The organism is Thalassospira sp. CH_XMU1458 (assembly GCF_037027205.1).
Lineage (GTDB): Bacteria > Pseudomonadota > Alphaproteobacteria > Rhodospirillales > Thalassospiraceae > Thalassospira > Thalassospira tepidiphila.
Window position 1 is genome coordinate 317527 of record NZ_JAYMDW010000001.1, and the last position, 25711, is coordinate 343237.

Sequence of the window (25711 nt, forward strand, 5' to 3'; positions counted from 1 at the left end):
AGTTCATATCAGCTCTTGCCAATTGTCCGCCACATTACAAATCTAATGGTAACCATATCGAACTTTTGGCAACCACTTCTGATTGACGAGGATGCATGCTTAATTCTGATGGACTTGACCTTCTTTTTCACAATGGCCGCACCCACAATGTCTGGCACGACAAACCGGTTGACCCGGCACTTCTCAAAAAGGCCTGGGACCTGACGGTACTGGGCCCGACAAGTGCCAATTGCGAACCGATGCGCATTACATTTGTCACCACCGATGAGGCCCGTGCACGCCTTAAACCCTGCCTGGCAGAGGGCAATATCGAAAAAACCATGACGGCACCGGTGACAGCCATCATCGCCCATGACATGGAATTTTACGAAAAGCTGCCCGATCTGTTCCCGCATACCGATGCCCGCTCATGGTTTGCCGGCAAGGAAGAGGCCATCAAAACCACCGCATTCCGTAATGGCACGCTGCAGGCAGGCTATTTCATCCTCGCCCTTCGGGCCGTTGGCCTTGATTGTGGCGGGATGTCGGGCTTCGATAACGCCAAGGTCGATGCCGAATTCTTTGCTGGCACCCCGTATAAAAGCAACTTCCTGCTCAATATCGGCTATGGCGATGGCAGCAAGCTGTTTGAACGCCAGCCGCGCCTGAGCTTCGACCAAGGTGCTGAAATCATCTGATCACACCAAACAAGAACCTGACCGGCGGGCGTTAAAACATCCGCCCGCCGGTTGGCGCAAACCGATACGCTCCCCACATGACACATCCTGCCCAAAGGCGTTGGGCAGAAGATGGCATCACCACGCACCCGACAGATATTTTCAATCACTTCAGTGCTTAGAAAACTGTCATCAAAGTTTTATTTGATCTTTACTGGCCCATAACCATTTTAGGTCCACTTTTGATCACACGCATGGTAAACCGCCGTCACCCCGTTTAAACAGGAGCGTTAATTGGGTTTCCGCCAATTGATACTTACGGCTTTGGCCGTTGCCTTTCCGGCAGGTGTTGTCTTTGTCGTCCTTGCGGCGATGGAGCAGCTTGGCTGGGGCACAGCGATCCTGTCTGCGACCGCCGCGTGGCTCGGGGCTGCGGCGATCTTGCGCATCTATTTTGGCGATCTGCGCCGGGTGGCACGCTATGCGACCGATCTGCGCGACCGCTATAAAGGCACCCCGCCGCAACATATCAGCTTTGCCGCCGCGTCCGAGCTTTCATCGCTCTATACCCAGATTGCCGCAGCCTTTCGTGATCGCATCGCGCTGCTTGAAGCACAAACCAGCACCGATGCCGAAATCCTTGATCACCTGCCAAACCCGGTGGTGATGGTCAATCGCCATCGCGTGGTCACCGGCTTTAACCGGGCGGCCAAGGGCCTGTTTCACAACCTTGAAACCGGCCGTGATCTGACGCGTTTTATCCGTGACCCGATCCTGCTGGATGCCTTTGACGATGTCGCAAGCGCGCGCGAAACCATGAAGCATGCGGAATTCGTGCTGGCGGCTGACGCGCACCGTCACTTCGACGTACTGACCGCACGCCTGCCTGCTGCCGCAGGTGATCGGAACTTCGTTCTGACATTCTCCGATCTGACCGAGCTTCGCAAACTTGAACAGATGCGCGCCGACTTCGCGACCGATGCCGGGCACGAACTGCGTACCCCGCTTTCGGTGCTGCTGGGCTTTATCGAAACGCTTGAAGGCCCGGCCAAGGATGATCCCGATGCGCTCAACCAGTTCCTGCCGGTGATGCGCGATCAGGCACAACGCATGCAGCATCTGATCGAAGACCTTCTGTCGCTTGCCCGGATCGAGCTTAATGAACATACCCCGCCGTCCGAGGACTGCGATGTCGGCAAGATCATCGGCAAGGTCGCCAAAAGCCTCGCCCTGAAGGCCGAAGCCAAGGGCATGAACATTCGTGTCACCAGCACGCTTGATGACACCGAAATGGTTGGCGAGGAAAAGGAACTGACCCAGGTCTTTGTCAATCTGGTCGAAAACGCCATCAAATACGGTCACGCCAATACCGATGTCGAAGTCTCCATCAGTCTGGCGAAAAACCCGCCGGGCGCACTGGCGCGTTTCCGCCATGACCGCATTATGGCCGTTGCCATCCGCGATCATTCCGATGGCATCGCCCGTGAACACCTGCCGCGCCTGACGGAGCGTTTCTACCGCGTTGATACTGCACGCTCCCGCGCGGTTGGCGGCACCGGCCTTGGGCTGGCCATCGTCAAACACCTCGTGCAACGCCACCGCGGCACCATGCAGATCGAAAGTGAACAGGGTGTTGGCTCGGTCTTTACGGTCTATCTCCCGGCCAAAACCGGCGACAATGTCCGGAAATTGCATTCCGCCTAAGCGTCTGGAAGACATGCAAAAACAAAAAGGCCAGCAACATCGTGCTGGCCTTTTGCATATCTGGTCTGGTCGAACATTTCGATTACAGAATAAACTTCGAAAGGTCGGTATCCTTGGCAAGGTCTTCGACCTGTTCGCGGACATAATTGGCATCGACCTTAAACGTCTCGCCGCCACGGTCGGTGGCGGTAAAGCTGATGTCATCCAGCAGCTTTTCGAGCACCGTATGCAGGCGACGCGCCCCGATATTTTCGACCGATTCGTTCACATTGGCCGAAATGCGGGCAATTTCATCGACCGCATCTTCGGTGAAGTCGAGTGTCACGTCCTCGGTCTTCATAAGCGCGATATACTGTTTGATCAGGGATGCTTCCGGCTCCATCAGGATGCGGCGGAAGTCGCCCTCGGTCAGCGCCTTAAGCTCAACGCGGATCGGCAGGCGGCCCTGCAATTCCGGCAGAAGGTCGGACGGCTTTGCAAGGTGGAACGCACCAGAACAGATGAACAGGATATGGTCGGTTTTGACCGTGCCATGCTTGGTTGAAACGTTGGTCCCTTCGATCAGCGGCAACAGATCGCGCTGAACACCCTCGCGCGACACATCGCCACCACGTTCGGACCGCGCGGTGATCTTGTCGATTTCATCCAGGAACACAATGCCGTTCTGTTCGACATTTTCAATCGCCTCGGCAGTGACCTTGTCATTATCGAGAAGCTTGTCACCTTCTTCATCGATCAGGCGCTCAAAGGCTTCTTCGACCGTCATGCGCTTGGGCTTGGTATTGCCACCAAACGCCTTGCCGAACATGTCATTGAGGTTCAGCATCCCCATCTGTGCACCGGGCATGCCCGGAATATCGATGGTCGGCATCGAAGCAGCACTGCTTTCCTGCACGTTAATTTCGATTTCCTTGTGCTGAAGTTCACCTTCGCGCAGCATCTTGCGGAACTTCTGGCGGGTATCAGACGATGCATTTTCACCGACCAGACCATCCAGAATGCGTTCCTCGGCCTGCATTTCGGCCTTGGCGCGGACTTTCTTGCGCATGCTTTCGCGGGTCAGATCGATCGAAACTTCCACCAGATCACGCACGATCTGTTCGACATCGCGCCCGACATAACCAACCTCGGTGAATTTGGTCGCTTCGATCTTGATGAACGGGGCCTCGGCCAGTTTGGCAAGGCGACGCGCGATTTCGGTTTTACCGACACCGGTCGGCCCGATCATCAGGATGTTTTTCGGAAGCACCTCATTGCGCATGGTTTCGTCAAGCTGCTGACGGCGCCAGCGGTTACGCAGCGCAATGGCGACCGCGCGCTTGGCATCCTTCTGACCGATGATGTGACGGTCCAGTTCGGAAACAATTTCGCGCGGGCTGTAATGTTGGGTCATGATTTATTCCGTATCTTTTTGCGACGAATGCCGTAACAAGGCCCGGTTTGGCGCCTTGATTATTTCGCATCCTCAAGATCAATTTTCTCTAATAAGACATTGCCGTTGGTGTAGACGCAAATCTCACCGGCAATCGCCATGGCCTTGCGGGCAATTTCCTCGGCACTGAGGTCCTGATCAAGCAGGGCCCTTGCCGCAGCAAGCGCATAGTTGCCACCCGAGCCAATGGCAATGATGCCATCTTCAGGTTCAAGAACATCGCCCTGGCCGGTCAGAACCAGTGACACGTCCTTGTCGGCCACCGCCATCATGGCTTCGAGCTTGCGAAGGTAACGATCGGTTCGCCAGTCCTTGGCCAATTCGACACAGGCGCGCATCGTCTGGCCCGGATGACGATCAAGCTTGGCTTCAAGCCGTTCCAGCAGGGTAAAGGCATCCGCCGTTGCCCCGGCAAAGCCCACCATAATCTCGCCCTTCTGGCCGATCCGGCGCACCTTGCGGGCATTGCCCTTGATCACCGTCGGACCAAGCGAGACCTGACCATCACCGGCCACCACGACTTCATTGCCCTTGCGCACGGACAGAATTGTCGTGCCATGCCAGCTTTGTTGTTCGCTCATGAATTATCCTTGAATCTCATCGATTGCTTCGCCCAAGAGTTAGCACGGCAGACGCCCCGGTCAAGGGCAGAAGCCACCCGCAACTGCCGCTTCCGCTGACCGCGCGACCTTCATGTCGACCAAAACACAGTTTCAACGCTGAGATACCCAAAAAATTCAAGGCATCCCCGCCCGACATGCTTTACCCTTGGGGAGGCAAAAGAATTTCAAGAAGACAGGACCAGGCACCATGAGCAGCGATCTTACCCAAACCCATCTTGGCAAATGCATTCTTGCCGGTCAGGGCAAAATCAAGGCCGATCTGGTGCTGCGGAATATCGGCTTGCTTGACGTCATCACCGGCAAGATCACCGAAACCGATATCGCCATTGTCGGCGACCGGATTGTCGGCACCCATGACAGCTATGCTGGCGAGACCGAAATTGATTGCACCGGCAAGTTCGCAGTGCCGGGCTTTATCGATACCCACCTGCATATTGAAAGCTCGCTCGTCACTCCACTCGAGTTTGATCGTTGTGTACTGCCGCATGGTGTCACCACGGTCCTGTGCGACCCGCACGAAATCGCCAATGTTCTGGGGTCTGAGGGCATCAAATACTTCCTGGATTGCGCCGAGCAGACCGTGATGGATGTGCGGGTTAATCTGTCATCCTGCGTACCGGCCACCGCCTTTGAAACCGCTGGCGCACGGCTTGAGATCGAAGACCTTCTGCCGTTCCGGTCGCATGAAAAGGTCGTCGGGCTAGCGGAAATGATGAACTATCCCGGCGTGCTCAACCTTGATCCGGGCATCATGGCCAAGCTCGAAGCTTTTCAGGATGGCCATATCGACGGGCACGCGCCGCTGGTCCGCGGATTGGATCTTAATGGCTACATGGCCGCTGGCATTCGTACCGATCACGAAGCCACCTCGGCCGAGGAAGCCCGCGAAAAGCTTGCCAAGGGCATGGCGATCCTGATCCGCGAAGGATCGGTGTCCAAGGATCTGGAGGCACTGGCCGAAATTCTCGATGAAAACAGCTCAAGCTTCGTCGCGCTATGCACTGATGACCGCAACCCGCTTGATATCGGCGAAGAAGGTCATCTTGATAGTCTTGTTTCGCGATTAATCGGTCATTTGAAGGCACGTAATTGCCAGATCCATCATGCCTATCGCGCCGCGTCCCATTCCGCGGCCCGCATTTTCGGCCTGCGTGATCGCGGTTTGATCGGACCGGGCTGGCGGGCCGATATCGCCATCCTTGATGATCTTGAAGCCTGCCACGTCACCGATGTCATTGCCGGTGGTCGCCTTGTCACCAAGGATCTGTTTGCAAAACGCAAAACCATCGAGCCAGTCGGTTTGACGTCGATGAAGGCAACCCCGGTTTCAGCAGAGGCCTTTGCCTGCGATCCCAAACCGGGTCAGAACCAGACCCCGGTGATCAAGGTCAAACCGGGCCTTATCCTGACCTTCCGCGATGAAGCGACGCTTGAAATCGGCGATAATGGCCTCAAACCCGATCTGGACAATGATGTGATCAAGGTCGCCGTCGTTGAACGCCACGGCATCAATGGCAATATCGGGCGCAGCTTCGTGCGCGGCTTTGGCCTGAAACGCGGGGCGATTGCCTCCTCCGTCGGGCATGACAGCCACAATATCACCGTGGTCGGGGCAAGCGATGCCGACATGGCAGCAGCCGTCAATCGCCTGATTGAAATGGGCGGCGGCTTTGCGGTGGCCGATGGCGGCAAAGTCACGGCCGAACTGGCCCTGCCGGTTGCGGGGCTTATGAGCCTTGAGCCGTTCGAAACTGTCGAGGAGCACCTGATTGATCTTCGCAAGGCAGCCAAGGATCTGGGATGTGTTTTACCCGAACCGTTCCTGCAAGTCGCCTTCCTGGCCCTGCCGGTGATCCCGCACCTAAAAATGACCGATCGCGGCCTGTTTGACGTCGATAAATTCGACTTCGTTTAGAATAACTCTGAGTAACCATTGCGATTTTTTTAACCTGATCACTCAACGTATTGTTGTTTTTCATCAGCCGCGACTTAATCTTTCAAGTATCGCTCTGTGAACAGGCGGCACTCTGTCGCCTGGCATGATGGATATACGATCAGGTGAAAATCAGGCTTCAGATTGGCGTTACCGCTGCGTTTACAACGATTGCGGTCGTGATGCTGGGGGTGACGGTTGCGTTTCTGTACAACAGCAACCGCAATCTTGCCTTGCAAACCGCCCGTGCCGAAATGGAAAGCGCCCGGCAGAAATCGGTCGATGGCCTGATCAACGTAATCCTGCCAGTCGGGCAGGTTGTTACCACCACCGCCGACATGATCACGTCTTTTCCCGGTGCGATATCCGAGCCCACCGGCGGTTCAGTGATGGCCAGCCAGATCAAGGGATTACCGCAAATCTATGGCCTGTTTTTCGGGTTCGAAGACGATGGTCGGTTCTTTCAGGTGATCAAAATTCCCGATGGCCTGACAACCTTTGGCCCCCGCAATGCGCCCATCCCCAAAGACAGCAAAATCATCTATCGCACGATTGATGACGCCCTGTCGGGCGAAAAAACTGACAGCTATCTCTATCAATCGGGCTGGGGCACCGTTACCGGCAAGGAAGAAAGTGCTGCCACCTATGACCCCAGAACCCGAGCCTGGTACGAAGGCGCAAAGGACAAGGACGGTATTTTTGTCAGTCCGTTCTATACCTTCAACAGCACAAACAAGCCCGGCGTAACCTTTGCAAAGCGCGTCCTGAACCCGGATCGCAGCCTGATGGGGGTAGTCGGTGCGGATCTGACACTGGAAAGCGTCAACAAGATCCTTGGCGATATCCGGATTGGCGAACAGGGCCGGGTCTTTATGCTCGATGCGCAACAGCGGGTTCTGGCCTATAACGGCCCCTATGGTGGCAATGAGAATGAGACACTTTTCAAGATCGACAATCGAACCATCAGCGACCCGATTGTCAGCCGCGCCATCGTAAGCTGGACCAATAACCCCGACACCTTCTTTGAATTCCTTGATGAAACCGACGGGAAAAAATATCTCGGCTCGGCGGCACCGATACCGGAAATCTTTGGCGTCGCGCCGGTTCTGGGTCTGATCGTGCCCGAAGATGAATTTGTTGGCGACATCAAGGCAACAACCCGCAATGTGCTTCAGATCGCAACCGCGATCCTTGTCTTTACCGTCATCCTGATCGCCATCATCTCGCGGATGTTAAGCCGCCAGATCAATGCCGTCGCCGAAGAAGCCGAAAAGATCGGTCAATTTGATCTCGGCGGTGATTTCGATATGGAATCCCACATCTACGAGGTCGATGCCCTGTCCAAGGCCGTGGCGAACATGAAGCTCAGCCTCAAAAGCTTTGGCGCCTACGTTCCGGCAGATGTGGTGAAATCAATCATGTCAGCTGGCAATCCAGTCGAAATTGGCGGTGAGGCCCGCGAATTATCGATCATGTTTACCGATATCGACGGCTTTACTGCGAAGACCGAAAACTATTCGCCGACCGATCTGGCGCTTGAGCTTTCGAACTATTTTGCCGCGATGGAACAGCAGATCACCATCAACGGAAATGGCACCATCGACAAATATATCGGTGATGCCATCATGGCGTTCTGGAATGCGCCGACCGACGATCCCAACCATGTGGACCATGCCTGCAAGGCTGCATTGGCCTGCCGGTTGGCCGGTCGACGGCTGAATTCCATCTCACAGGATTCACGCCTGTTTCCACTCTACACGCGATTTGGCCTGCACACCGATCAGGTGGTTGTCGGAAATGTAGGCTCCGAACATCGCCTGCAATACACGGCCCTTGGCGAGGCGGTGAACCTTGCCTCGCGGATCGAGGGACTTAACAAGATCTATGGCACACGCATCCTTGTCAGTGAGGCCATTGAAAAACGCGCATCCGATAACTTCCTGCTCAGATATGTCGACCGGGTCGTTCCCCTTGGTACAAGCGTGCCGATTGATATCTTTGAGCTGATCGGGGATCGCGACGATACCACCAACGCCCTTGTTGATATCACCGCGCAGCAAACCGAGATCGCGGCATGGGATGCCTGTATGGACCTTTATCACGACCAGAAATGGGCCGAAGCACATGACGCCTTCAAGGCGCATCTGGAAGCTGCAACCACACCAAAGCTGGTTGAAATCTATATCGAAAGATGCCGGGAATTTATCGATCATCCGCCCGAAAAAAACTGGGATGAAGTCAATCACATGACCCGTAAATAGCCCCAATATCACCGCACAGCCCGATTGGCGGCCTGATCCGGGCGCGAAAACCACTATTTGCGGCCATTGCGTAGCCACCTAGAACTGGCTTTTGTCGGACTTTATTGCTACATACGACCCGTCATATGCATCAATACCTGCAGGAAAGGAGCTTTGCATGCGCAAGGCCCGCGTTGAGCGTAACACAAACGAAACCCAGATCATGGTCGAACTGAACCTTGACGGGACCGGCGTTTATGACGTCGAGACCGGGGTCGGGTTCCTTGATCACATGCTCGAACAGCTTTCGCGTCACAGCCTGATGGACCTTAAAGTCCGGGCCAAGGGCGACCTGCATATTGATTTCCACCACACCACCGAAGATAGCGGCATCGCGATCGGCGAAGCCTTTGCCAAGGCGCTTGGCGATAAAAAGGGCATCACGCGTTATGGCAGCTGCCTGCTGCCGATGGACGAGGCGCTGACCCGTGTCGCACTGGATATTTCAAGCCGTCCCTATCTGATCTGGAATGTCGAATTTACCCGCGACAAGCTGGGCGATATGGATACCGAGCTGTTCCGGGAATGGTTCCAGGGCTTTTCCCAGGCGGCTGGCATCACGCTGCATGTCGAGAACCTGTATGGTGAGAACAATCACCATATCATCGAAAGTGCCTTTAAGGCGCTTGCACGGTCGCTGCGCGTGGCAATCGAAATTGATCCGCGCAAGTCCGATGCCATCCCCTCGACCAAGGGCACGCTTGGCGGCTCCTTGTAAGCAGGTCAGTTCGATCTGATCGAAAATACACCGGTGGCACAGCAGACAACACTCTGCCACCGGTCCAGAGAACCGGTTTTCGATGAAGGTTTACACAGTCCATACCCATCCCGGCGATGCCGACCCGATGGAAAACGCCATCCTGATCCGCGAAGGCTTCAATTTCTGGGCCTTTCTGCTTTCAGGCCTTTGGGCGTTGTACCATCGCCTGTGGCTGGGCTTTTTCGGTCTTGTCGCGGTTTCATTTCTCTGCACCTTTGCGGTCGAGCTGTTTGACGGCGGGCCTGAAATGGACTTTGCCCTGGCACTTGTGACCGGGATCGGCTTTGGCCTGATCGCCAATGATTTGCGTCGGCGCAAACTGGCCGCAAAAGGCTGGAAGATGGTCGATATCGTCGCTGGCCATGATGAAACCGAGGCCGAACATCGCTGCTTTGAGCGTTCAAAAAATTCCCGGCTGCGCGTCCCACACTCCGCAGCTGCCCTTACCTCCACCCCCTCAACCGGGAGCCCATCCTACCCATGAGTGTTGCGATTATTGATTACGGTTCCGGCAATTTGCGTTCGTGCGCCAAGGCGTTCGAGCGTGCTGCACGTGAAACCGGCTTTTCTGACGAGATCATTGTCACCGATGACCCGGAAAAGGTCCGCAACGCCAGCCATATCGTGCTTCCGGGCGTTGGCGCCTATGCCGATTGCCGTGCGGGCCTTGATGCCGTGACGGGCATGGTTGATGTCCTTACCGAGCAGGTGATTAAGGGCGGCAAGCCGTTCTTTGGCATCTGTGTTGGCATGCAGTTGATGTCGACCGTCGGTCGCGAATTTGTCGTCACTGACGGCCTTGACTGGATTTCTGGCGAAGTCGTGGCCATCGAGCCCAGCGACCCAAGCCTTAAAATCCCGCATATGGGCTGGAACGAGCTGGTGCTTGATCCGGCGGGCAAGGCGCACCCGGTCCTTAAAGGCATTTCCGATGGCGATCACGCCTATTTCGTGCACAGCTATCACATGCATGTCACCAACCCGGATCAGCGACTGGCATCGGTTTCCTATGGCGGGAGCATCACGGCCATGATCGGGCGTGACAACATGATCGGCACCCAGTTCCACCCGGAAAAAAGCCAGAAAACCGGGCTTACCATCATCGGGAACTTCCTGGGGTGGAAGCCATGATCGCACCATCTGATACCATTCAGCCGGGCGTCATTGCCGAACGCGTGACCGAACTGACCGCAGGCGACATTTCCGATATCGTCGATGCCTGTACCCAGGCAATTGTCGAAGGTGGCGGCTTTGGCTGGTTGACACCGCCGGACCGTCCGGACATGGAAAAATACTGGCGCGGTGTGTTGCTGATGCCTGGTCGCCATCTGTTTGTGTCGCGCGTAGATGGCATCATTTCCGGTGCCGCCCAGTTGATCGAAACACCGGCCAACCTCGAAGCACAGCGCCATTCCGCCCAGATTTCCGGCCATTTCGTCGCTCCTTGGGCGCGCGGGCGCGGCAACGGCAAGGCGATCGTGCGTTCGATTGAATATTTCGCCCGTGAAGCGGGCTATAGCGTTTTGAAACTCGACCTTCGCGAAACCCAGGAAGCCGCCATCGCACTGTATAACGGGCTTGGATATGTCCGTTGGGGCATCAATCCCTATTACGCGATGGTCGATGGCAAGATGGTCGAAGGCTATTACTACACCAAGAAAATACAGGACACCGATCAGTGAACCTTTATCCCGCAATTGACCTGAAAGATGGTGCATGTGTGCGCTTGCTGCGCGGCGACATGGACAAGGCAACCGTGTTTAACGACGATCCGGGCGCACAGGCCGGTGAATTTGTGCAAGCCGGTTGCCATTGGGTTCATATCGTTGATCTGAACGGCGCCTTTGCCGGTGAACCGGTCAATGGCGCAGCAGTGGACTCCATCCTTGCCGCTGTATCGGGCAAGGCCCAGACGCAGCTTGGTGGCGGCATCCGCACCATGGAAACGGTTGATTATTGGCTCAATAAAGGCATCACCCGCGTGATCCTTGGTACCGTTGCCCTTCGCAATCCCGATTTTGTTAAGGAAGCCTGTGCCAAATGGCCGGGCCGGGTGGCTGTCGGCATTGATGCCCGCGATGGCTATGTCGCGGTTGAAGGCTGGGCGGAAACGTCTGAGGTCACGGCCCTCGAACTCGCCAAGAAATTTGAGGATTGCGGTGTGGCGGCGATCATCTTTACCGATATCGACCGGGATGGCGCGATGGGTGGTCCGAATATCGAAAGCACCGTGGCCCTGGCATCGGAAATCTCGACGCCTGTGATCGTATCGGGCGGGGTTTCATCGCTGGATGATCTGATCGCGGTCAAGAAACACACAGATGCCGGCATTGATGGCGCGATTTCCGGTCGTGCGCTTTATGATGGCCGCATCGATCTGGCAGAGGCCATCGCGGCCCTTTCGTAACCGACCCAACAGGAAACAGACCATGCTGAAAACCCGTGTCATTCCCTGTCTTGACGTCAAGGACGGCCGCGTCGTCAAAGGGGTCAATTTCGTTGATCTGGTCGATGCCGGTGATCCGGTCGAACAGGCGCGCATCTACGATGCCGAGGGTGCGGATGAACTCTGCTTCCTTGATATCACGGCATCAAGTGATAACCGCGATACCATCTTCGATGTCGTTGCCCGCACGGCCGAGGCCTGCTTTATGCCGGTCACCGTGGGTGGCGGGGTGCGCACCCTTGAAGACATCCGAAAGCTGCTTCTGGCCGGCGCGGACAAGGTTTCGATCAATACCGCTGCGGTCAAAAACCCCGATTTCGTCCGCGAAGCCGCGCGCAAGTTCGGATCGCAATGCATTGTGGTCTCGATTGACGCCAAATCAACCGGCCCGGACAAGTTTGAGATCTTTACCCATGGCGGGCGTGAACCGACCGGGGTCGATGCCGTTTCGTTTGCAAAACAAATGGTCGAATACGGTGCGGGCGAACTTCTGGTCACCTCGATGGATCGCGATGGCACCCAGTCGGGCTTTAACATCCCGCTGACCCGTACCATTGCCGATGCCGTCCATGTGCCGGTCATTGCTTCGGGCGGTGTGGGGACGCTGGATCACATGGTCGAAGGCGTGCGCGATGCCCATGCATCGGCGGTTCTGGCCGCCTCGATCTTCCATTTCGGCACCTATCGCATTCGCGAGGTCAAGGAACACATGAAAGCCGCCGGTATTCCGGTACGTGAGGACTGAGAGCATGGCCAATCAACACATCCTTGATGCGCTTTACGCAACCGTTTCTGCCCGCAAGGGTGCAGACCCGGAAACCAGCTATACCGCCAAGCTGTTTGCCAAGGGCACTGCCAAAATCGCCCAGAAAGTCGGCGAAGAGGGCGTTGAAACCGTGATTGCCGCCCTTGCCGAAACCCCGGAAAAGGTCGCATCGGAAAGTGCGGATCTGCTTTATCACCTGACCGTGCTTTGGGCTGATCAGGGGGTCACGCCTGATGATGTCTGGAAGATCCTGGCCGAACGTCAGGGCATTTCAGGTATTGCCGAAAAGGCATCGCGCAGCAAAGATTAAGGCATAAAGCCTCAACTATCCGGGCAATGTCCCGACTAAGGTATCAGGAGCATCACCATGGCCGTTCAGCCCTACGATCCGGAAAACATCTTTGCCAAAATCCTGCGCGGCGAAATCCCGTGCACCAAGGTCTATGAAGATGACCATGTGCTGGCGTTTAACGATATCGCGCCACAGGCCCCGACCCATGTGCTGGTCATCCCGAAGGGTGCTTACACCAGCTATGATGACTTTGCGCTCAATGCATCGGACGCCGAAATCATCGCCTATACCCGCGCAATTGGCAAAATCTCCAAGGAAGCTGGCGTGGTTGAAGACGGCTACCGCCTGATCGCCAACACCCGCGAACACGGCCGCCAGGACGTCCCGCACCTGCATGTGCATATCCTGGGCGGTGAGAAGCTCCCGCGGATGCTGCCCGGCGCCTAAGCGACTGGAAACCCATTAAAAAGGCAGGGTTCCGCATCGCGCGCCCTGCCTTTTTTGTCCTAACATGAACCTGAAATCATCTATGGCACCCAACATCCCCACCGCCGCCGAGATTTTCGAAGCCCTTCCGGGCAACTGGACGCTTGTGCGCGATTTGGGCGAAGCCGGGCAGTTTACCGGCGATGTCAGGTTTCATGCTGCCGATCCGGCCCAACCCAATGTGCTGCGCTATCGTGAGGAAGGGTTTCTGACCCGCCCGGACGGCAAGCGGTTTGATGGCTATCGGGAGTATGATTTTGTCCTGCACGAGGACCCGGCGGCGATTGAGCTTCTGTTTCGCGACCCTTTGAGTTTCGGCAATCGCTATGTGTTGCTGCAATTTGGCGAAGAGGGTGAAGAGGGTGAAGAGGGTGAAGAGGGGGTTTGTGCCCACGACATTCACCCCTGCGGGGAGGACTTCTACCACCATTGCATGATCTGGAACGGGTCAGATCATTTCGAAACAAAAATAAAAATCACCGGTCCGAAGAAAGATCACCTGCTGCACAGCATCTATCGACGCGCCTAGTATCCCGAAATACGAGACACCCGTCCATAATTTCAAATACTTGCCACTTTATTCTGACAAACCGGATTGACTTGCCAAACCGAGTACCCAATCCCGAAAGGCGCACACTTCCGGCACGTCCTGACGGCTTTCCGGCGTGATCAGATAGTATGCGCCGCTGGATTTCAAGCTGGCCGCGCTGACGATTTCAAGACTGCCCTGGGCAAGTGGTCCATCGATCAAAACCCTTGGTAACAGGGCGATTCCCATGCCTGCCTTGGCGGCTTCGATCAGCATGAAGAAATGCTCAAACGCCGGTCCGGGCGCCCCGGTAATCGCAATCCCGTTGGCCTGCGCCCAGTCATGCCATGCCTTGGGCCGGGTGGTGTGGACCAGTCGCGGATAGTGTCCGAGCAGATCTGCCGGGTCTCTGGGGCTGTTTTCGTCCGTCATGGCACCTGAAGCAACATATCCGGGTTTGGCAACAACCACTTGAATTTCATCAAAAAGATTGTCGCAGATCATCCCGGGCCAGCGACCATCGCCGAAATAAAGCCCGACATCCATCTGGCGTGCGCCAAGGTCCGGGCTGCGTTCCGGGGTGGCGAAATTAAGTGCCAAGGTTTCGATCACCGGGCGGATATCGGGGTTTTCGTTTTGAAATCGATTTAATCTTGGAATAAGCCAGCTGCTGGCCAGGGTATGCAGCGCACCGATAACCAGTTTCCGCTCTCCCGCGCCATGGGTCACCAGATCAAGGGTGGCGGCCTCGATCTCGTCGAGCGCCCGGCGCAGACTGGGCAGATAGGCCCGACCGGCTTCACGCAGGGCCAGTTTCGGGCCATTACGCTCAAACAAGCTCATGCCAAGGCTGGCTTCCAGATTGGCGACCTGCTGGCTGATCGCGCCGGAGGTGACGGAAAGTTCCGCAGCCGCGCGGGCAAAGCTGCCAAGCCGGGCGGCGGCTTCGAACGCGCGCAGGGCATTGAGAGGCGGGGTGGTCGGGCGCAGCGCCATAGCAATAGTTTTCCTATTGATAAGTCCAGAACTTCTGATTTTACCCGCCACATTCTGACGTATTAGAGTAGTTCCAACAACACATCGTTAGATAATCTGGATAATCTTTGAGGTTGACCATGTCTTCGCCATCCCTGCCACCGTTCCATCTGGCCTTCCCGATCAAATCAATATCTGACACCCGCGCGTTCTATATCGATATCCTCGGCTGTGATGAAGGCCGCTCGACCGAAGCCTGGATTGATTTTGATTTCTTTGGTCATCAGCTTTCTGCCCATGTCCGCCCCGAAGCCGGCCAGAACAAGGGGGCCGGTGATGTCGATGGCGATGCGGTGCCAATCCCGCATTTCGGGGCGATTCTGGAATGGGAAAAATGGCACGAACTGGCCGACAAGCTTAAGGCGGCCAATGTCAAATTCCTGCTGGAACCCAAGATCCGCTTTAAGGGTGAACCGGGCGAGCAGGGCACCTTCTTTGTCGAAGACCCAGCAGGAAATGGTCTTGAATTCAAGACCTTCCGTGACCCGGCCATGATCTTTGCCCACTGATTTGGACGTTTAATAGCACGTAACCGGCCTTGTGAAAGCGGGCCGGTCCATGACAGACTGTAATTGACGCGCCAACTGACGCGCCAACTGACGCGCCGGAACGCTTTGCGCTCTGGCGCGTTTGATATGTACAGAACCTTTTATCGTCCCGACTTTCCAAGCATTGACCAGGAGACCCCGATGGCAACCACCAACGCCCCGCTCAACATTCTGATTTCCGCTGCCGGCGATGATCAAAAGTGGAAAAGCGTGATGGTTGACCGCCTGCCGGACGCCAATATCGTGATCGAGGAAGACGATTACGATCCTGAAACGATTGACTATGCCCTGTTCTGGAAACAGCCACAGGGCCTGATCAAGACGCTGCCGAAGCTGAAAGCCATCTTCTCTCTCGGTGCAGGGGTCGATCACGTTGTTTCCTCGCCCAGCCTGCCCAAGGAATTGCCGGTCATTCGTCTGGAAGATGCCGGGATGGCTGATCAGATGGTGCAATATCACCTTTATGCCGCCCTGCATTTCATGCGCGACTTTGATGTTTATAGCGCCCAGCAGGCCAAGGCCGACTGGACCCAGCATGACGTCGCACGCATTTCGCAATGCCGGGTCGGTGTCATGGGGCTGGGTGCGCTGGGCTCTGCCGTTGCCTCGTCGCTTTCAAATCTGGGCTTTTCTGTTTCGGGCTGGAGCCGCTCGATGAAGGCGATTGAAGGCATTTCAACCTATGCCGGCAAGGAAACGCTGGCTGAGTTCCTCGGTCAGTCCGATATCCTGATCTGCCTTCTGCCGCGCACATCCGAAACCGAAAACGTCCTTAACAGCAGCACGCTTTCCTTCCTGCCCAAGGGCGCTGCGATCATTAATGCCGCCCGGGGGGCGATGATCAACGAAGCCGACTTGCTGCGCGCGATTGATACCGGCCATCTGCGTGGCGCGTTTTTGGATGTTGCCGCGACCGAACCGCTGCCCGAAAGCCATCCGTTCTGGGATCACGCGAAAATCCGCATCACCCCGCATATTGCGGCCGCGACCCGGTTTGAAGAATCCGTCGATCAGATTGCCGAAAACCTTGATCGCCTGGCCCGCGGCGAAACCCCGCGCGGGCTTGTGAACCGCGAGGTCGGCTACTAAGCCGCTACCGCTCAAACCACACACCCTTCAAACCCGATCCGGCGCATTATGCCTGCCAGATCGGGTTTTGCTTGTCCGCCCACAGGCTTTCTGCAAAACAGGAACAGCCGCACACGCAGTCGGCGCCATTGCTGTTAAACGGGATTTTCGATGTCAGCCAAAACCTTTGTTGCGCTTCGCGTTGACTGTGACGCTGCCACCGCCTTTGAACACTTCACAGGCGGGATTGATCACTGGTGGAAACAGGGGCCGCGCAACCGCCTGCTTGGCAATCGTCCGGGCATCATGGAATTTGGCGAAGAAAACGGCACACGCTATTTGCAGGAAGTCGATAAACGCCGCCCCGATTTCATCGTCCGCGCCGGTAAGGTCACCAAGTGGGAGCCCGCCAAGCGCCTTGCCTTTGAATGGAACTGGCCGATGGCCGATCCCAAGGAACCAGGGACATTGGTCGATATCCGATTTAGCGCGCTTGGCGATTACACCCGTATCACGCTGGAACATCTGGGCCTTGAAAAGCTTTCGATGGCCCATCCCGGGCGCAATGGCCTGAATGACAACCGTTTCAAGCCGATGATGACCCATTACTGGCAGGCGCATCTGGTTTCATTGCGAAACCGGATCAAACTGCTTTCAAGCCGCTCAAACCCGGCCTGACCCGGCAAAATCAAGCCCCGCCAGCAATTCAGTCAGCCAATCGACAAATACCCGCACACGCGCCGAAAGCTGCCGATTTTGCGGATACAGCACCGAAACCGGCATCGGATCGGGCGGGCAATCGGGCAGGATTTCAATCAGTTTGCCGGATTTAAGGTCATCGGCAACGCGATAACGCGGCACCTGCACAATTCCCAATCCGGCGGCTGCACAGGCGGCATAGCTGTCCGCCCCGGTCACGGAGATACTGGCCGGCAGCATGATCTCGCAAAGCTTGCCATCTACCCTGAAATCAAGCGGGATCGGCTTGTCATCGGCTCCCGATAAAAAACAAACCATCTGATGGCCCTGACTTTTCAGGTCGGCAAGGGTTTCGGGCATGCCGATGCGGGCAATGTAATCGGAGCTGGCAACGGTCGCCTCGTGCAAAAGGGCAAGCCTGCGCCCGATCATCGATGAACTGGCCAGATCGCCACTGCGCAATACGCAATCAAAGCCTTCATGCACCAGATCAACAAAACGATCGCCATCGGCCAGCACCAGATCGATCCCCGGATAGCGACCCCAAAAATCGCCAAGGGCCGGGATGATAAAGGTTCGCGCCAGCGTGCCTTGCAGATTAACCCTAAGCAACCCTTTGGGGTCGGCATTGGTAAAGCTGCCATCGGCCTCTTCGAGGTCGGCCAGAATCCTTACACAGCGTTGGTAATACGCATCCCCGTCGCGGGTCGGGTTGACGGTGCGCGTCGTGCGTTCCAGCAACCGGGTGCCCAGCCGTTCTTCCAACCGCTGAATGGAATTGGTCATGGTCGCACGCGGGATCAAAAGATCACTCGCCGCCTTGGTAAAGCTTTTGCGCTCTACCACGCGCACGAAATTGCGCATTTCCTCAAACCGGTCCATTCGTCATCCTGATTGTTATTTAATTTCGAATAATGATGTCGAATATAACCTAATTATCCAAAAAGTCATCTTGGGCATAGTGGACCCATGCCCTTGAGGCCCCCGTAACCACCAAGGAGACTTTTGATGTCTGCCAATCAAAACAAAACCGCCATCATCACCGGCGCATCGCGCGGCATTGGCGTGGCGCTTGCCAAACGTCTGGCAGCGGATGGCTTTAACGTTGTCATCAACTATGCCAGCTCTGCCGCCCCGGCAGAAGAACTGGCTGATTCGCTTAAATCGCAAGGCCACAAGGCCATCGCGATCAAGGCGGATATTGCCCGGCCGGATGCGGTTAAGGCCCTGTTTGACAAAACCATCGCCGAGTTTGGCGGCGTTGATGTCATCGTCAATAACGCCGGTGTCATGACGACCACCCCGATTGCCGACATGGATGATGCCACCTATGACGCGATGATGGATATCAATGTGCGTGGCACCTTCAACATGTTGCGCGAAGGGGCAAAACATCTGCGCGATCATGGCCGGGTGATCAATTTCTCGACCACTGCCCTGCACCTCAAACTGCCGGGCTATGCCGTTTATAACGCCACCAAGGCCGCGGTTGAGGCGATGACGGGCGTTTTCGCCAAGGAACTGCGCGGTCGCCAGATTACGGTCAATGCCGTTGCGCCGGGCCCGGTGGCAACCGAACTGTTCCTCAATGGCAAGACCGACGAACAGATTGCCAATTTCGCAAAGATGCCACCGCTTGAACGGCTTGGTGAACCTGATGACATCGCCGGTGTGGTGGCCTTCCTCGCCGGGCCGGATTCCGGCTGGGTGGATGGTCAGACCATCCGTGCCAATGGTGGTCTTGCCTGACCTCCACAAACCTCGTTTGCCGGGGTCCCTGATCTGATATCGGCATGATTTCCCCCATCCCCGTGCCGGTCTTTGCCCTGGGCCCCGCATTACCGGCAATGACGCCGCCTGATGCACAAACAGGCAGCGTCATTGCCATATTGCCTTGGTCCCCGGCTTTGCCCATGATGGCCCGCCATCAGCAAAGGGATCCCGCAATGTCAAACGCCACCACCACCACCAGCACCACCACAAAATCCGATGACATCACGTTTCGCTATGCCACCCGCGATGATTTGCCTGCCATCGTTGCCCTTCTGGCCGATGATGAAAAAGGCAGAACCCGCGAGGAACTTGGCGATCCGCTTCCAGATGCCTATTACGCCGCGTTTGATGCCATGGCGTCCCAGTCAACCGATGCGCTGCCCAACAAATATCTTCTGGCCATCAAGGGCACGGATATTGTCGGATGTTTGCAGTTGACCCTGATCGCCGGTTTGTCGCGGCGCGGGCAACTGCGCGCCCAGATCGAAGGGGTGCGGGTGGCAAGTACCGCCCGCGGTCAGAAGATCGGCGAAAAACTGATCAAGCAATCCATTTCGATTTCGAAATCACTTGGCGCGGCGTTGATACAGTTCACAACGGATAAAACCCGCAAGGATGCCCATCGGTTTTATGAACGGCTTGGATTTGTCGCCAGCCACGAGGGCATGAAGATGGCTCTTGATCCGAAATAGGCCTTGTTTTCTGCCAGATTGCGCACACGCAAATACGCCGGGCGCATTTCGTGATAGGGTCTGATGATTGTTGGCCTTACGGCTGCATCCATCGAACGGAGGACCATCATGAACTTGAGCGAATTACAAGATCTGGCCCGTGAACGCGGCTTTTCGCATGTTTTCAGCGCATCGGAAAATCATGTCACATGCGATGGCAAACAGGCGAAATATAGCGCCGATGATTTGACCATCATCGATTCCCGTTCTGTCGATGCCGGAACCGACCCGGGGGATGACGCCACCCTTTACATGATCGAGGCCAGCGACGGCACGCGCGGCATGCTGATTGTGCCCAACAGCTTTGATACCGACCGCAACAAGGCCGACCTGATCGACAGTCTTCGCCGCAAGCACAGCTGATTTCGGAACAAGCAGCCAGGATTTGCGTTTTGCCTTTATCAGACAATTTTTGATCGAGGAGGCCCGCAATGACCTTGGCTGATCTTCAGGCAAACGCCAAAGAACACGGTTTTGAACATCATTTCATGGCCGAGGAAGGCGGTGTACGCAGTGACGGCACCGGCAAGCTTTATACCCCGGACGAGCTGCGCCTTGTCCATTCCAACAGCACCGACCAAGGCACCGATCCGGGTGACGAGGCAACGCTGTTCATGATCGAGGCCAATGACGGCACCAAGGGTGTGATGATCATGGCCGATGCATTTCATGCCGATCCGCATAAGGCCGAAATCATTGATGTTCTGCGCCGTAATCGGGCTGCGTAATCAATTGCGTTGCACGCCACCTCGCACGTTCCCACATTCCCAAATGGATACGTTGCCGGGTGGCATTTCGCAAAATGAACACAAATAAGCGCCCGAAGCGACATAAAGGGTAGGCAGTTTATGCGCTCTCCCTTTACCAAGTGGGGCATTTCATTCGATGTCGGACTTTTTGCCATTCATTCGCGCCTGGGTCACCGATCCCAGAAAAATATCCGCCATTTCGCCCTCAAGCCCGGCGCTGGCGCGGCTGATCACATCCGAAATCAACACCCAAAGCACCCCGGTTCTGGAACTCGGACCGGGGACAGGTGTGTTTACCCGTGCACTTCTTGATCGCGGTTTGCGTGAAGATGACCTGACATTGATCGAAGCCGGACCGGATTTCTCCCGCCTGCTTTCCGAACGCTATCCCAGGGCCCGCATCCTGCAAATGGATGCCTGCCGCTTGGGCAAAAAGGGCCTGTTTGCCGCTGGCGAACTGGCAAGCGCGATTAGCGGCCTACCGCTTCTGTCGATGTCACCGCGCCAGATCATGGGCATCTTGTCGGGCAGTTTTGAATATCTGCGCGACGACGGCGCATTTTACCAGTTCACCTATGGCCCGCGCTGCCCGGTGCCGGACGCCATTCTGGCCCGGCTTGATTTGCAGGCAACGCGCATCGGCACCACGGTACGCAATGTCCCGCCCTCGTCAGTCTATAAGATCGAACGCAAAAGCCGCCCGGAAATGCTCAGCGAAGTCCGCAAATCCGCCTGAAACGCATAAAGGGGCACCAACTGCATGGTGCCCCTTTTTCTATATCATCGGCCTTTAAAGCCGATGGAAACGTCTGATCACCACAAATGATGGACGTGCGGGGCGATGCGCTGCTCATAGATGTTGCGCAATTCACCGATCACCTCTGAGGGCAGCGGTGCCACATCACTTGCCGCCGCATTCGCCGCGGCCTGGGCTGCATTCTTTGCCCCCGGAATCACAACACCAACGGCTTCTTCCATCAAAATCCAGCGCAGGGCAAACTGCGCCATGGTGATATTTTCGGGAACCAGCCGACGGATTTCCTCAACAGCTTCAAGCGCAACATCAAACGGCACACCGGCGAATGTTTCGCCTTTATCAAACGCCTCGCCGTTGCGGTTAAACGCACGATGGTCATCAGCGGCAAAGGCGGTATCCTTGGTCATCTTGCCGGTCAAAAGGCCGGATGCCAGCGGCACACGGACAATCACCCCGACATTCTTTGCTTTTGCCTCGCGGAAGAAAAGACCCGACGGGCGTTGGCGGAAGATGTTGTAAATGATCTGAACCGACGCAACCCCGGGATATTCGATGGCTTTGAGGCCTTCTTCGACCTTCTCGACCGAAACACCGTAATTGCGGATTTTCCCGGCCGTGACCATTTCCTCCATCACCTCGAACACATCCGGGCGATAGTAAACCTCGGTCGGCGGGCAATGAAGCTGCACCAGATCAAGACAATCCGTCGCAAGGTTCTTAAGGCTGCGTTCCACAAAGGCTGTCAGGTTCTGTTTGTTGTATCCCGCGGACACATGCGGATCCAGGCGACGTCCGGCCTTGGTTGCGATGAACGGGCGTTCGCCACCGCGTTCTTTCATGACATCGGCAATGATTTTTTCCGAACGACCATCACCGTAAACGTCGGCGGTATCAATGAATGTCGTGCCGTTATCAAGGGCGGCATGCAGGGCCGCGCGCGCGTCAGCCTCTGACACATCGCCCCATGCGCCACCAATGGCCCAGGCACCGAAACCGACTTCCGAGACCGTGCGGCCTGTCTTCCCAAATTTTCTGTAGTTCATATATCTTTGCTCCTAAGGCATTAACTGGCCGCCATTGACCTCGATGATCTGGCCTGTGATGTAGCCCGCCATTGCGTTCGAGGCGAGAAACAGGAACGCCCCGACACATTCATCCGGGCGGCCCACGCGGCCCATCGGTACTGTTGCGCTTTGCGCGGCAAGCACATCGGGCGGTGTATAGCGGTCATGAAATGGCGTCTGGATCAGGCCCGGCGAAACGGCGTTCACGCGAATGCCGTCCGCGACAAATTCCTTTGCCTGTCCGCGTGTCAGACTGCTGACAAAGGATTTTGCCGCCGCATACAGCACAGCACCACCCCCGCCACCATTGCGCGCAGCAATCGATGTCGTGTTGACCACAAAACCGTTTTCTGACGCTTTGAGGTAAGGATACGCCGCCACGGTGGCTTCCCAGACCGATTTGCCATTGAGCGCAAAGACACGGTCAAGATGCTCGGGTTCGACCTCGGTCGTCGGCACACGGCCCAGCATGCCACCGGCATTGTTGATCAGGCCATCCAGCCCGCCAAGCATCCGGGCTGCTTCCCTGACAACTTTCGTCGGGGTACCGGTTACACTCATATCGCCCTGAACAGCAACGACATGCTCGGGAAACTCTGCCTGAAGGGCAAGTGCTGCATCACTGCTTTCATTATAATGAAGGGCAACCTTGGCACCCTGTGCGGCAAAGCCCCTGACAATCTCGGCCCCGATCCCGGTCGAGCCCCCGGTTACCAAAACACGCCGCGACATCAGGTCGGGAATCCTGACTGCCTGAATATCACTCATCGTATTCCTCCGGCTAAATTGTCTGACTTTTGGCCAGATTACTTGTTGCACCGACCCGTGTGGTGTGGTTTTTCATGAACTGAAATCATCCACAAAGTGAATAGAGTTCAACTTGGCTGGAATCGACCGCGCAGAGTTTGCTGATCTACGCCTGTTCCTGGCGATTGTCCGCCGCCAGAGCTTCAAGGCTGCAGCGATTGAATTTGGACTTTCGCCGTCGGCGGCCAGTCACGCGATCCGCCGTCTCGAAAGCCGCCTTGGCGTAAAGCTGATCAATCGAACCACCCGGTCGATCGTGGCAACCGAACTGGGTCAGGACCTTGCAACCAAGCTTGCCGAGGGTTTTGACAAACTTGATGAAGCACTCCAGACGCTTGATGCCCCCGGTGCCGCCAGCTTTGGCGAGGTCCGCATCAACGCCTTTTCCGATGCCGCGCACCTTCTGATCGCCCCGGCATTGCCGGAATTTGCCAAGACCTTTCCCGATGTCAGCCTCAGCATAATCGTTGAAAACCGGCCGATTGATATCGTCGCCGAGGGATATGATGCCGGCATCCGGTTTGGCCATCTGGTCCCCGAAGACATGGTTGCCGTCGCACTCAGTGGGCCGCAGCGCTGGGTCGTGGCCGGCGCACCGGATTATCTTGCGCGGCACGGAAAACCCGATACCCCTGAAGATCTGCGCAATCACACATGCCTGCAGCTTCTTCTGGGCGACAATTCGCCGTTTCCCTGGGAACTTGGCACTGGCCCGGATCAGAAAAGCTACCGCGTGCCGGGCCACATCACCATTCAGGACACGGCGACTACGATCTCGGCCGCCAAGGCCGGGCTTGGACTGGCCTATTTGCTGGAATCGCGCATTGCCGATGACCTTGCCAGCGGACAGCTTGAAATCGTGCTGGAAGACCACGCATCATCTGATGATCCCTTCCATATGTATTACAGCAGCCGCCACAACAATCATCCGGGCTTGCGCGGCCTGATCAACATCATCCGCAAACAGAACGGCCTGTCGCGCATATGATCACACCCGGGTCGCCCAATGACGAGGGATTAGCGCCGATAGACCATCTGGCGGTAATTTAGCGCCTCGGCAATATGGCCGCGCTTGACCGATGCACTTCCGGCCAGATCGGCAATGGTGCGCGCCACCCGCAAAATCCGGTGATATCCGCGGGCCGATAGCTTCATCTGACGGGCTGCATCCTGCAATAATCCGCGGCCCTCGGCATCAAGGGCGGCGGCATCCTGCAGGACTTCACCATCGGCCAGGGCATTGGTCGATATGTTTTCGTTTTTATATCGCAACATTTGCAACTCACGCGCAAGAAACACCCGTTCGCGTACCGCCTGACTGGTTTCGCCTTTGCTGGGCAAATCAAGGTCTTCGGGCTTCACCGCCGGGACTTCGATCTGGATATCAAACCGGTCCAGAAGCGGCCCTGAAAGCCGTGCCTGATATTCCTCGCCACAACGCGGTGCGCGGGTACAAGCCAACTCGTTATCGCCCAAATAGCCGCACCGGCACGGGTTCATCGCCGCGACCAATTGCACGCGCGCCGGATAGGTCACATGCGCATTGGCGCGCGCAACCGATACCTGCCCGGTTTCAAGCGGTTGGCGCAGGGCATCAAGCACATTGCGCTGAAATTCCGGCAATTCATCCAAAAACAGCACACCATTATGGGCCAGTGAAATCTCGCCCGGCTTGACCCGATGCCCCCCACCGACGAGGGCGGGCATCGAGGCAGAGTGATGGGGCTGGCGGAACGGACGGGTGCGGATCAGGCCACCTTCGGGCAACATTCCGGATACGGAATGGATGACTGTGGTTTCCAGTGCTTGTCTGGCATCAAGGTCTGGCAGAATGCCGGGCAAGCGGGCCGCCAGCATCGATTTTCCCGATCCGGGCGGACCGGACATCAAAAGGTTATGGCCGCCTGCTGCCGCGATCTCAAGCGCGCGTTTGGCACTTTCCTGTCCCTTGATATCGCGCAGATCACCATGGAAATCATTGATCTCGTCTGCGTCGCGCCGGATCGGGCGGGGCAGAATTTGCGTGCCTTTGAAATGATTGATCAGGGCAACAAGGCTTATGGGTGCCAGAATCTCAAGATCCCCGGCCCAAAGGGCCTCCGCCCCGTTGGCGTTCGGACAAATGATGCCGCATTCCTGCATCCCGGCTTCCATGGCGGCGGGCAAGACACCGCCAACCTTGGTAATGCTGCCATCAAGCCCCAATTCACCCAGCACCAAGAACCGTTCGATATCGTCATGGCCGATGACATCCATCTCGGCCAAGATCCCAAGCGCAATCGGCAGGTCGAAATGCGATCCTTCCTTCAGCAAATCGGCCGGGGCGAGATTAATCGTGATGCGTTTGGGCGGCAGGGCCAACCCCATGGCCGAAAGCGCGGATCGCACCCGTTCACGGGCCTCGGACACCGCCTTGTCGGGCAGGCCAACGACCGTAAAGGCCGGAAGGCCACTTGCCATTTGCACCTGCACGTCAACAGGGATCGTTTCAATCCCGGCAAAGGCAACTGTGGTAACCCGCGCTGTCAATTTGCCTGACCCCCATAACCCCAA

29 protein-coding genes are annotated in these 25711 nt (G+C 56.5%); 22 read left to right on the forward strand and 7 right to left on the reverse strand.

Going from position 1 to position 25711, the window contains the following annotated elements; translation table 11 throughout:
* Positions 1-95: 95 nt before the first annotated feature.
* Both WBY09_RS01450 and WBY09_RS01455 read left to right on the forward strand, forming a co-directional pair.
* On the forward strand, positions 96-677 hold the full coding sequence (locus WBY09_RS01450) for a malonic semialdehyde reductase (RefSeq protein WP_063086152.1): 582 nt from the start codon (positions 96-98) through the stop codon (positions 675-677).
* 273 nt (positions 678-950) lie between these two features.
* On the forward strand, positions 951-2360 hold the full coding sequence (locus tag WBY09_RS01455) for an ATP-binding protein (protein WP_008888829.1): 1410 nt from the start codon (positions 951-953) through the stop codon (positions 2358-2360).
* 82 nt (positions 2361-2442) lie between these two features.
* Here the strand turns inward: WBY09_RS01455 and hslU are convergent, their stop codons facing one another.
* Together hslU and hslV are read right to left on the reverse strand one after the other, a co-directional pair.
* Complete coding sequence (gene hslU / locus WBY09_RS01460) at positions 2443-3753, reverse strand: ATP-dependent protease ATPase subunit HslU (protein ID WP_063086156.1); 1311 nt, start codon at positions 3751-3753, stop codon at positions 2443-2445.
* 59 nt (positions 3754-3812) lie between these two features.
* Positions 3813-4373: an ATP-dependent protease subunit HslV gene (hslV, locus tag WBY09_RS01465; protein WP_008888827.1), complete on the reverse strand. Its 561-nt coding sequence runs from the start codon at positions 4371-4373 to the stop codon at positions 3813-3815.
* A 229-nt stretch (positions 4374-4602) separates the two neighbouring features.
* On the opposite strand from hslV, the gene ade reads away from it, so the two are divergent.
* From ade to WBY09_RS01520, 11 genes are all read left to right on the forward strand, one after another.
* Complete coding sequence (ade, locus tag WBY09_RS01470) at positions 4603-6330, forward strand: adenine deaminase (RefSeq protein WP_197146361.1); 1728 nt, start codon at positions 4603-4605, stop codon at positions 6328-6330.
* Positions 6331-6473: 143 nt separating this feature from the next.
* A complete protein-coding gene (locus WBY09_RS01475) occupies positions 6474-8609 on the forward strand; it encodes a cache domain-containing protein (protein WP_336231836.1) in 2136 nt (711 codons plus the stop codon).
* A 157-nt stretch (positions 8610-8766) separates the two neighbouring features.
* On the forward strand, positions 8767-9366 hold the full coding sequence (gene hisB / locus WBY09_RS01480; RefSeq protein ID WP_197146359.1) for an imidazoleglycerol-phosphate dehydratase HisB: 600 nt from the start codon (positions 8767-8769) through the stop codon (positions 9364-9366).
* Between the two features lie 82 nt (positions 9367-9448).
* A complete protein-coding gene (locus WBY09_RS01485; RefSeq protein WP_197146358.1) occupies positions 9449-9892 on the forward strand; it encodes a DUF2628 domain-containing protein in 444 nt (147 codons plus the stop codon).
* Entirely contained in the window at positions 9889-10539 is a 651-nt protein-coding gene (gene hisH, locus WBY09_RS01490) for an imidazole glycerol phosphate synthase subunit HisH (protein WP_197146357.1), read from the forward strand. The genes WBY09_RS01485 and hisH overlap by 4 nt, the downstream gene beginning before the upstream one ends.
* Positions 10536-11090 (forward strand): GNAT family N-acetyltransferase, encoded by a 555-nt coding sequence (locus WBY09_RS01495; protein WP_040822270.1) that lies wholly within the window; start codon positions 10536-10538, stop codon positions 11088-11090. Before hisH ends, WBY09_RS01495 begins: the two co-directional genes overlap by 4 nt.
* Positions 11087-11815 (forward strand): 1-(5-phosphoribosyl)-5-[(5-phosphoribosylamino)methylideneamino]imidazole-4-carboxamide isomerase, encoded by a 729-nt coding sequence (gene hisA / locus WBY09_RS01500; RefSeq protein ID WP_064787961.1) that lies wholly within the window; start codon positions 11087-11089, stop codon positions 11813-11815. The genes WBY09_RS01495 and hisA overlap by 4 nt, the downstream gene beginning before the upstream one ends.
* Positions 11816-11837: 22 nt before the next feature.
* Positions 11838-12599, forward strand: coding sequence for an imidazole glycerol phosphate synthase subunit HisF (hisF, locus tag WBY09_RS01505; protein ID WP_197146356.1), 762 nt, complete (start codon positions 11838-11840; stop codon positions 12597-12599).
* Between the two features lie 4 nt (positions 12600-12603).
* The gene (locus tag WBY09_RS01510; RefSeq protein WP_197146355.1) at positions 12604-12930 is read left to right on the forward strand and encodes a phosphoribosyl-ATP diphosphatase; all 327 of its coding nucleotides are present in this window, start codon (positions 12604-12606) and stop codon (positions 12928-12930) included.
* A 57-nt stretch (positions 12931-12987) separates the two neighbouring features.
* Positions 12988-13359: a histidine triad nucleotide-binding protein gene (locus WBY09_RS01515; RefSeq protein ID WP_044830002.1), complete on the forward strand. Its 372-nt coding sequence runs from the start codon at positions 12988-12990 to the stop codon at positions 13357-13359.
* Positions 13360-13441: 82 nt separating this feature from the next.
* Positions 13442-13927: a DUF6314 family protein gene (locus WBY09_RS01520; RefSeq protein WP_252724012.1), complete on the forward strand. Its 486-nt coding sequence runs from the start codon at positions 13442-13444 to the stop codon at positions 13925-13927.
* A 48-nt stretch (positions 13928-13975) separates the two neighbouring features.
* On the opposite strand, the gene WBY09_RS01525 is transcribed toward WBY09_RS01520, so the two are convergent.
* Entirely contained in the window at positions 13976-14923 is a 948-nt protein-coding gene (locus WBY09_RS01525; RefSeq protein ID WP_197146354.1) for a LysR substrate-binding domain-containing protein, read from the reverse strand.
* A gap of 119 nt (positions 14924-15042) precedes the next feature.
* Here WBY09_RS01525 and WBY09_RS01530 point away from each other — a divergent pair, with 119 nt between their 5' ends.
* The 3 genes from WBY09_RS01530 to WBY09_RS01540 all read left to right on the forward strand — a co-directional run bounded on the left by WBY09_RS01530 (position 15043) and on the right by WBY09_RS01540 (position 17256).
* Positions 15043-15471 (forward strand): VOC family protein, encoded by a 429-nt coding sequence (locus tag WBY09_RS01530; protein ID WP_197146353.1) that lies wholly within the window; start codon positions 15043-15045, stop codon positions 15469-15471.
* Positions 15472-15651: 180 nt separating this feature from the next.
* Entirely contained in the window at positions 15652-16599 is a 948-nt protein-coding gene (locus WBY09_RS01535) for a 2-hydroxyacid dehydrogenase (RefSeq protein WP_197146352.1), read from the forward strand.
* Positions 16600-16749: 150 nt separating this feature from the next.
* Entirely contained in the window at positions 16750-17256 is a 507-nt protein-coding gene (locus tag WBY09_RS01540; protein ID WP_197146351.1) for an SRPBCC domain-containing protein, read from the forward strand.
* Here WBY09_RS01540 and WBY09_RS01545 read toward each other — a convergent pair.
* Positions 17242-18159, reverse strand: coding sequence for a LysR family transcriptional regulator (locus WBY09_RS01545; RefSeq protein ID WP_197146350.1), 918 nt, complete (start codon positions 18157-18159; stop codon positions 17242-17244). The genes WBY09_RS01540 and WBY09_RS01545 overlap by 15 nt on opposite strands.
* A gap of 126 nt (positions 18160-18285) precedes the next feature.
* Between WBY09_RS01545 and WBY09_RS01550 the strand changes: the two genes are divergently transcribed.
* The 5 genes from WBY09_RS01550 (at position 18286) to WBY09_RS01570 (ending at position 21266) form a co-directional block, all read left to right on the forward strand.
* Positions 18286-19026 (forward strand): SDR family oxidoreductase, encoded by a 741-nt coding sequence (locus WBY09_RS01550; RefSeq protein ID WP_197146349.1) that lies wholly within the window; start codon positions 18286-18288, stop codon positions 19024-19026.
* 197 nt (positions 19027-19223) lie between these two features.
* Positions 19224-19742, forward strand: a complete 519-nt coding sequence (locus WBY09_RS01555; protein ID WP_197146348.1) for a GNAT family N-acetyltransferase — start codon at positions 19224-19226, stop codon at positions 19740-19742.
* A gap of 108 nt (positions 19743-19850) precedes the next feature.
* Entirely contained in the window at positions 19851-20144 is a 294-nt protein-coding gene (locus tag WBY09_RS01560; RefSeq protein WP_008888805.1) for a hypothetical protein, read from the forward strand.
* A 68-nt stretch (positions 20145-20212) separates the two neighbouring features.
* Entirely contained in the window at positions 20213-20509 is a 297-nt protein-coding gene (locus WBY09_RS01565) for a hypothetical protein (protein ID WP_008888804.1), read from the forward strand.
* Between the two features lie 157 nt (positions 20510-20666).
* Positions 20667-21266, forward strand: a complete 600-nt coding sequence (locus WBY09_RS01570; protein WP_197146347.1) for a class I SAM-dependent methyltransferase — start codon at positions 20667-20669, stop codon at positions 21264-21266.
* Positions 21267-21343: 77 nt separating this feature from the next.
* On the opposite strand, the gene WBY09_RS01575 is transcribed toward WBY09_RS01570, so the two are convergent.
* Together WBY09_RS01575 and WBY09_RS01580 are read right to left on the reverse strand one after the other, a co-directional pair.
* Positions 21344-22330, reverse strand: a complete 987-nt coding sequence (locus WBY09_RS01575) for an aldo/keto reductase (RefSeq protein ID WP_336231837.1) — start codon at positions 22328-22330, stop codon at positions 21344-21346.
* 12 nt (positions 22331-22342) lie between these two features.
* Complete coding sequence (locus tag WBY09_RS01580) at positions 22343-23119, reverse strand: SDR family NAD(P)-dependent oxidoreductase (protein ID WP_336231838.1); 777 nt, start codon at positions 23117-23119, stop codon at positions 22343-22345.
* 112 nt (positions 23120-23231) lie between these two features.
* On the opposite strand from WBY09_RS01580, the gene WBY09_RS01585 reads away from it, so the two are divergent.
* Positions 23232-24146, forward strand: a complete 915-nt coding sequence (locus WBY09_RS01585; RefSeq protein ID WP_336231839.1) for a LysR family transcriptional regulator — start codon at positions 23232-23234, stop codon at positions 24144-24146.
* A 29-nt stretch (positions 24147-24175) separates the two neighbouring features.
* On the opposite strand, the gene WBY09_RS01590 is transcribed toward WBY09_RS01585, so the two are convergent.
* Positions 24176-25687, reverse strand: coding sequence for a YifB family Mg chelatase-like AAA ATPase (locus WBY09_RS01590; RefSeq protein WP_336231840.1), 1512 nt, complete (start codon positions 25685-25687; stop codon positions 24176-24178).
* Positions 25688-25711 lie beyond the last annotated feature (24 nt).

Excerpts from the sequence above, each read along its gene's own strand:
- WBY09_RS01450 (WP_063086152.1), top strand. The coding sequence starts at position 96 with ATGCTTAATTCTGATGGACTTGACCTTCTTTTTCACAATGGCCGCACC.
- hslU (WP_063086156.1), bottom strand. The coding sequence starts at position 3,753 with ATGACCCAACATTACAGCCCGCGCGAAATTGTTTCCGAACTGGACCGT.
- hslV (WP_008888827.1), bottom strand. The coding sequence starts at position 4,373 with ATGAGCGAACAACAAAGCTGGCATGGCACGACAATTCTGTCCGTGCGC.
- ade (WP_197146361.1), top strand. The coding sequence starts at position 4,603 with ATGAGCAGCGATCTTACCCAAACCCATCTTGGCAAATGCATTCTTGCC.
- hisB (WP_197146359.1), top strand. The coding sequence starts at position 8,767 with ATGCGCAAGGCCCGCGTTGAGCGTAACACAAACGAAACCCAGATCATG.
- WBY09_RS01485 (WP_197146358.1), top strand. The coding sequence starts at position 9,449 with ATGAAGGTTTACACAGTCCATACCCATCCCGGCGATGCCGACCCGATG.
- hisH (WP_197146357.1), top strand. The coding sequence starts at position 9,889 with ATGAGTGTTGCGATTATTGATTACGGTTCCGGCAATTTGCGTTCGTGC.
- WBY09_RS01495 (WP_040822270.1), top strand. The coding sequence starts at position 10,536 with ATGATCGCACCATCTGATACCATTCAGCCGGGCGTCATTGCCGAACGC.
- hisF (WP_197146356.1), top strand. The coding sequence starts at position 11,838 with ATGCTGAAAACCCGTGTCATTCCCTGTCTTGACGTCAAGGACGGCCGC.
- WBY09_RS01510 (WP_197146355.1), top strand. The coding sequence starts at position 12,604 with ATGGCCAATCAACACATCCTTGATGCGCTTTACGCAACCGTTTCTGCC.
- WBY09_RS01515 (WP_044830002.1), top strand. The coding sequence starts at position 12,988 with ATGGCCGTTCAGCCCTACGATCCGGAAAACATCTTTGCCAAAATCCTG.
- WBY09_RS01520 (WP_252724012.1), top strand. The coding sequence starts at position 13,442 with ATGGCACCCAACATCCCCACCGCCGCCGAGATTTTCGAAGCCCTTCCG.
- WBY09_RS01525 (WP_197146354.1), bottom strand. The coding sequence starts at position 14,923 with ATGGCGCTGCGCCCGACCACCCCGCCTCTCAATGCCCTGCGCGCGTTC.
- WBY09_RS01530 (WP_197146353.1), top strand. The coding sequence starts at position 15,043 with ATGTCTTCGCCATCCCTGCCACCGTTCCATCTGGCCTTCCCGATCAAA.
- WBY09_RS01535 (WP_197146352.1), top strand. The coding sequence starts at position 15,652 with ATGGCAACCACCAACGCCCCGCTCAACATTCTGATTTCCGCTGCCGGC.
- WBY09_RS01540 (WP_197146351.1), top strand. The coding sequence starts at position 16,750 with ATGTCAGCCAAAACCTTTGTTGCGCTTCGCGTTGACTGTGACGCTGCC.
- WBY09_RS01545 (WP_197146350.1), bottom strand. The coding sequence starts at position 18,159 with ATGGACCGGTTTGAGGAAATGCGCAATTTCGTGCGCGTGGTAGAGCGC.
- WBY09_RS01550 (WP_197146349.1), top strand. The coding sequence starts at position 18,286 with ATGTCTGCCAATCAAAACAAAACCGCCATCATCACCGGCGCATCGCGC.
- WBY09_RS01555 (WP_197146348.1), top strand. The coding sequence starts at position 19,224 with ATGTCAAACGCCACCACCACCACCAGCACCACCACAAAATCCGATGAC.
- WBY09_RS01560 (WP_008888805.1), top strand. The coding sequence starts at position 19,851 with ATGAACTTGAGCGAATTACAAGATCTGGCCCGTGAACGCGGCTTTTCG.
- WBY09_RS01565 (WP_008888804.1), top strand. The coding sequence starts at position 20,213 with ATGACCTTGGCTGATCTTCAGGCAAACGCCAAAGAACACGGTTTTGAA.
- WBY09_RS01570 (WP_197146347.1), top strand. The coding sequence starts at position 20,667 with ATGTCGGACTTTTTGCCATTCATTCGCGCCTGGGTCACCGATCCCAGA.
- WBY09_RS01575 (WP_336231837.1), bottom strand. The coding sequence starts at position 22,330 with ATGAACTACAGAAAATTTGGGAAGACAGGCCGCACGGTCTCGGAAGTC.
- WBY09_RS01580 (WP_336231838.1), bottom strand. The coding sequence starts at position 23,119 with ATGAGTGATATTCAGGCAGTCAGGATTCCCGACCTGATGTCGCGGCGT.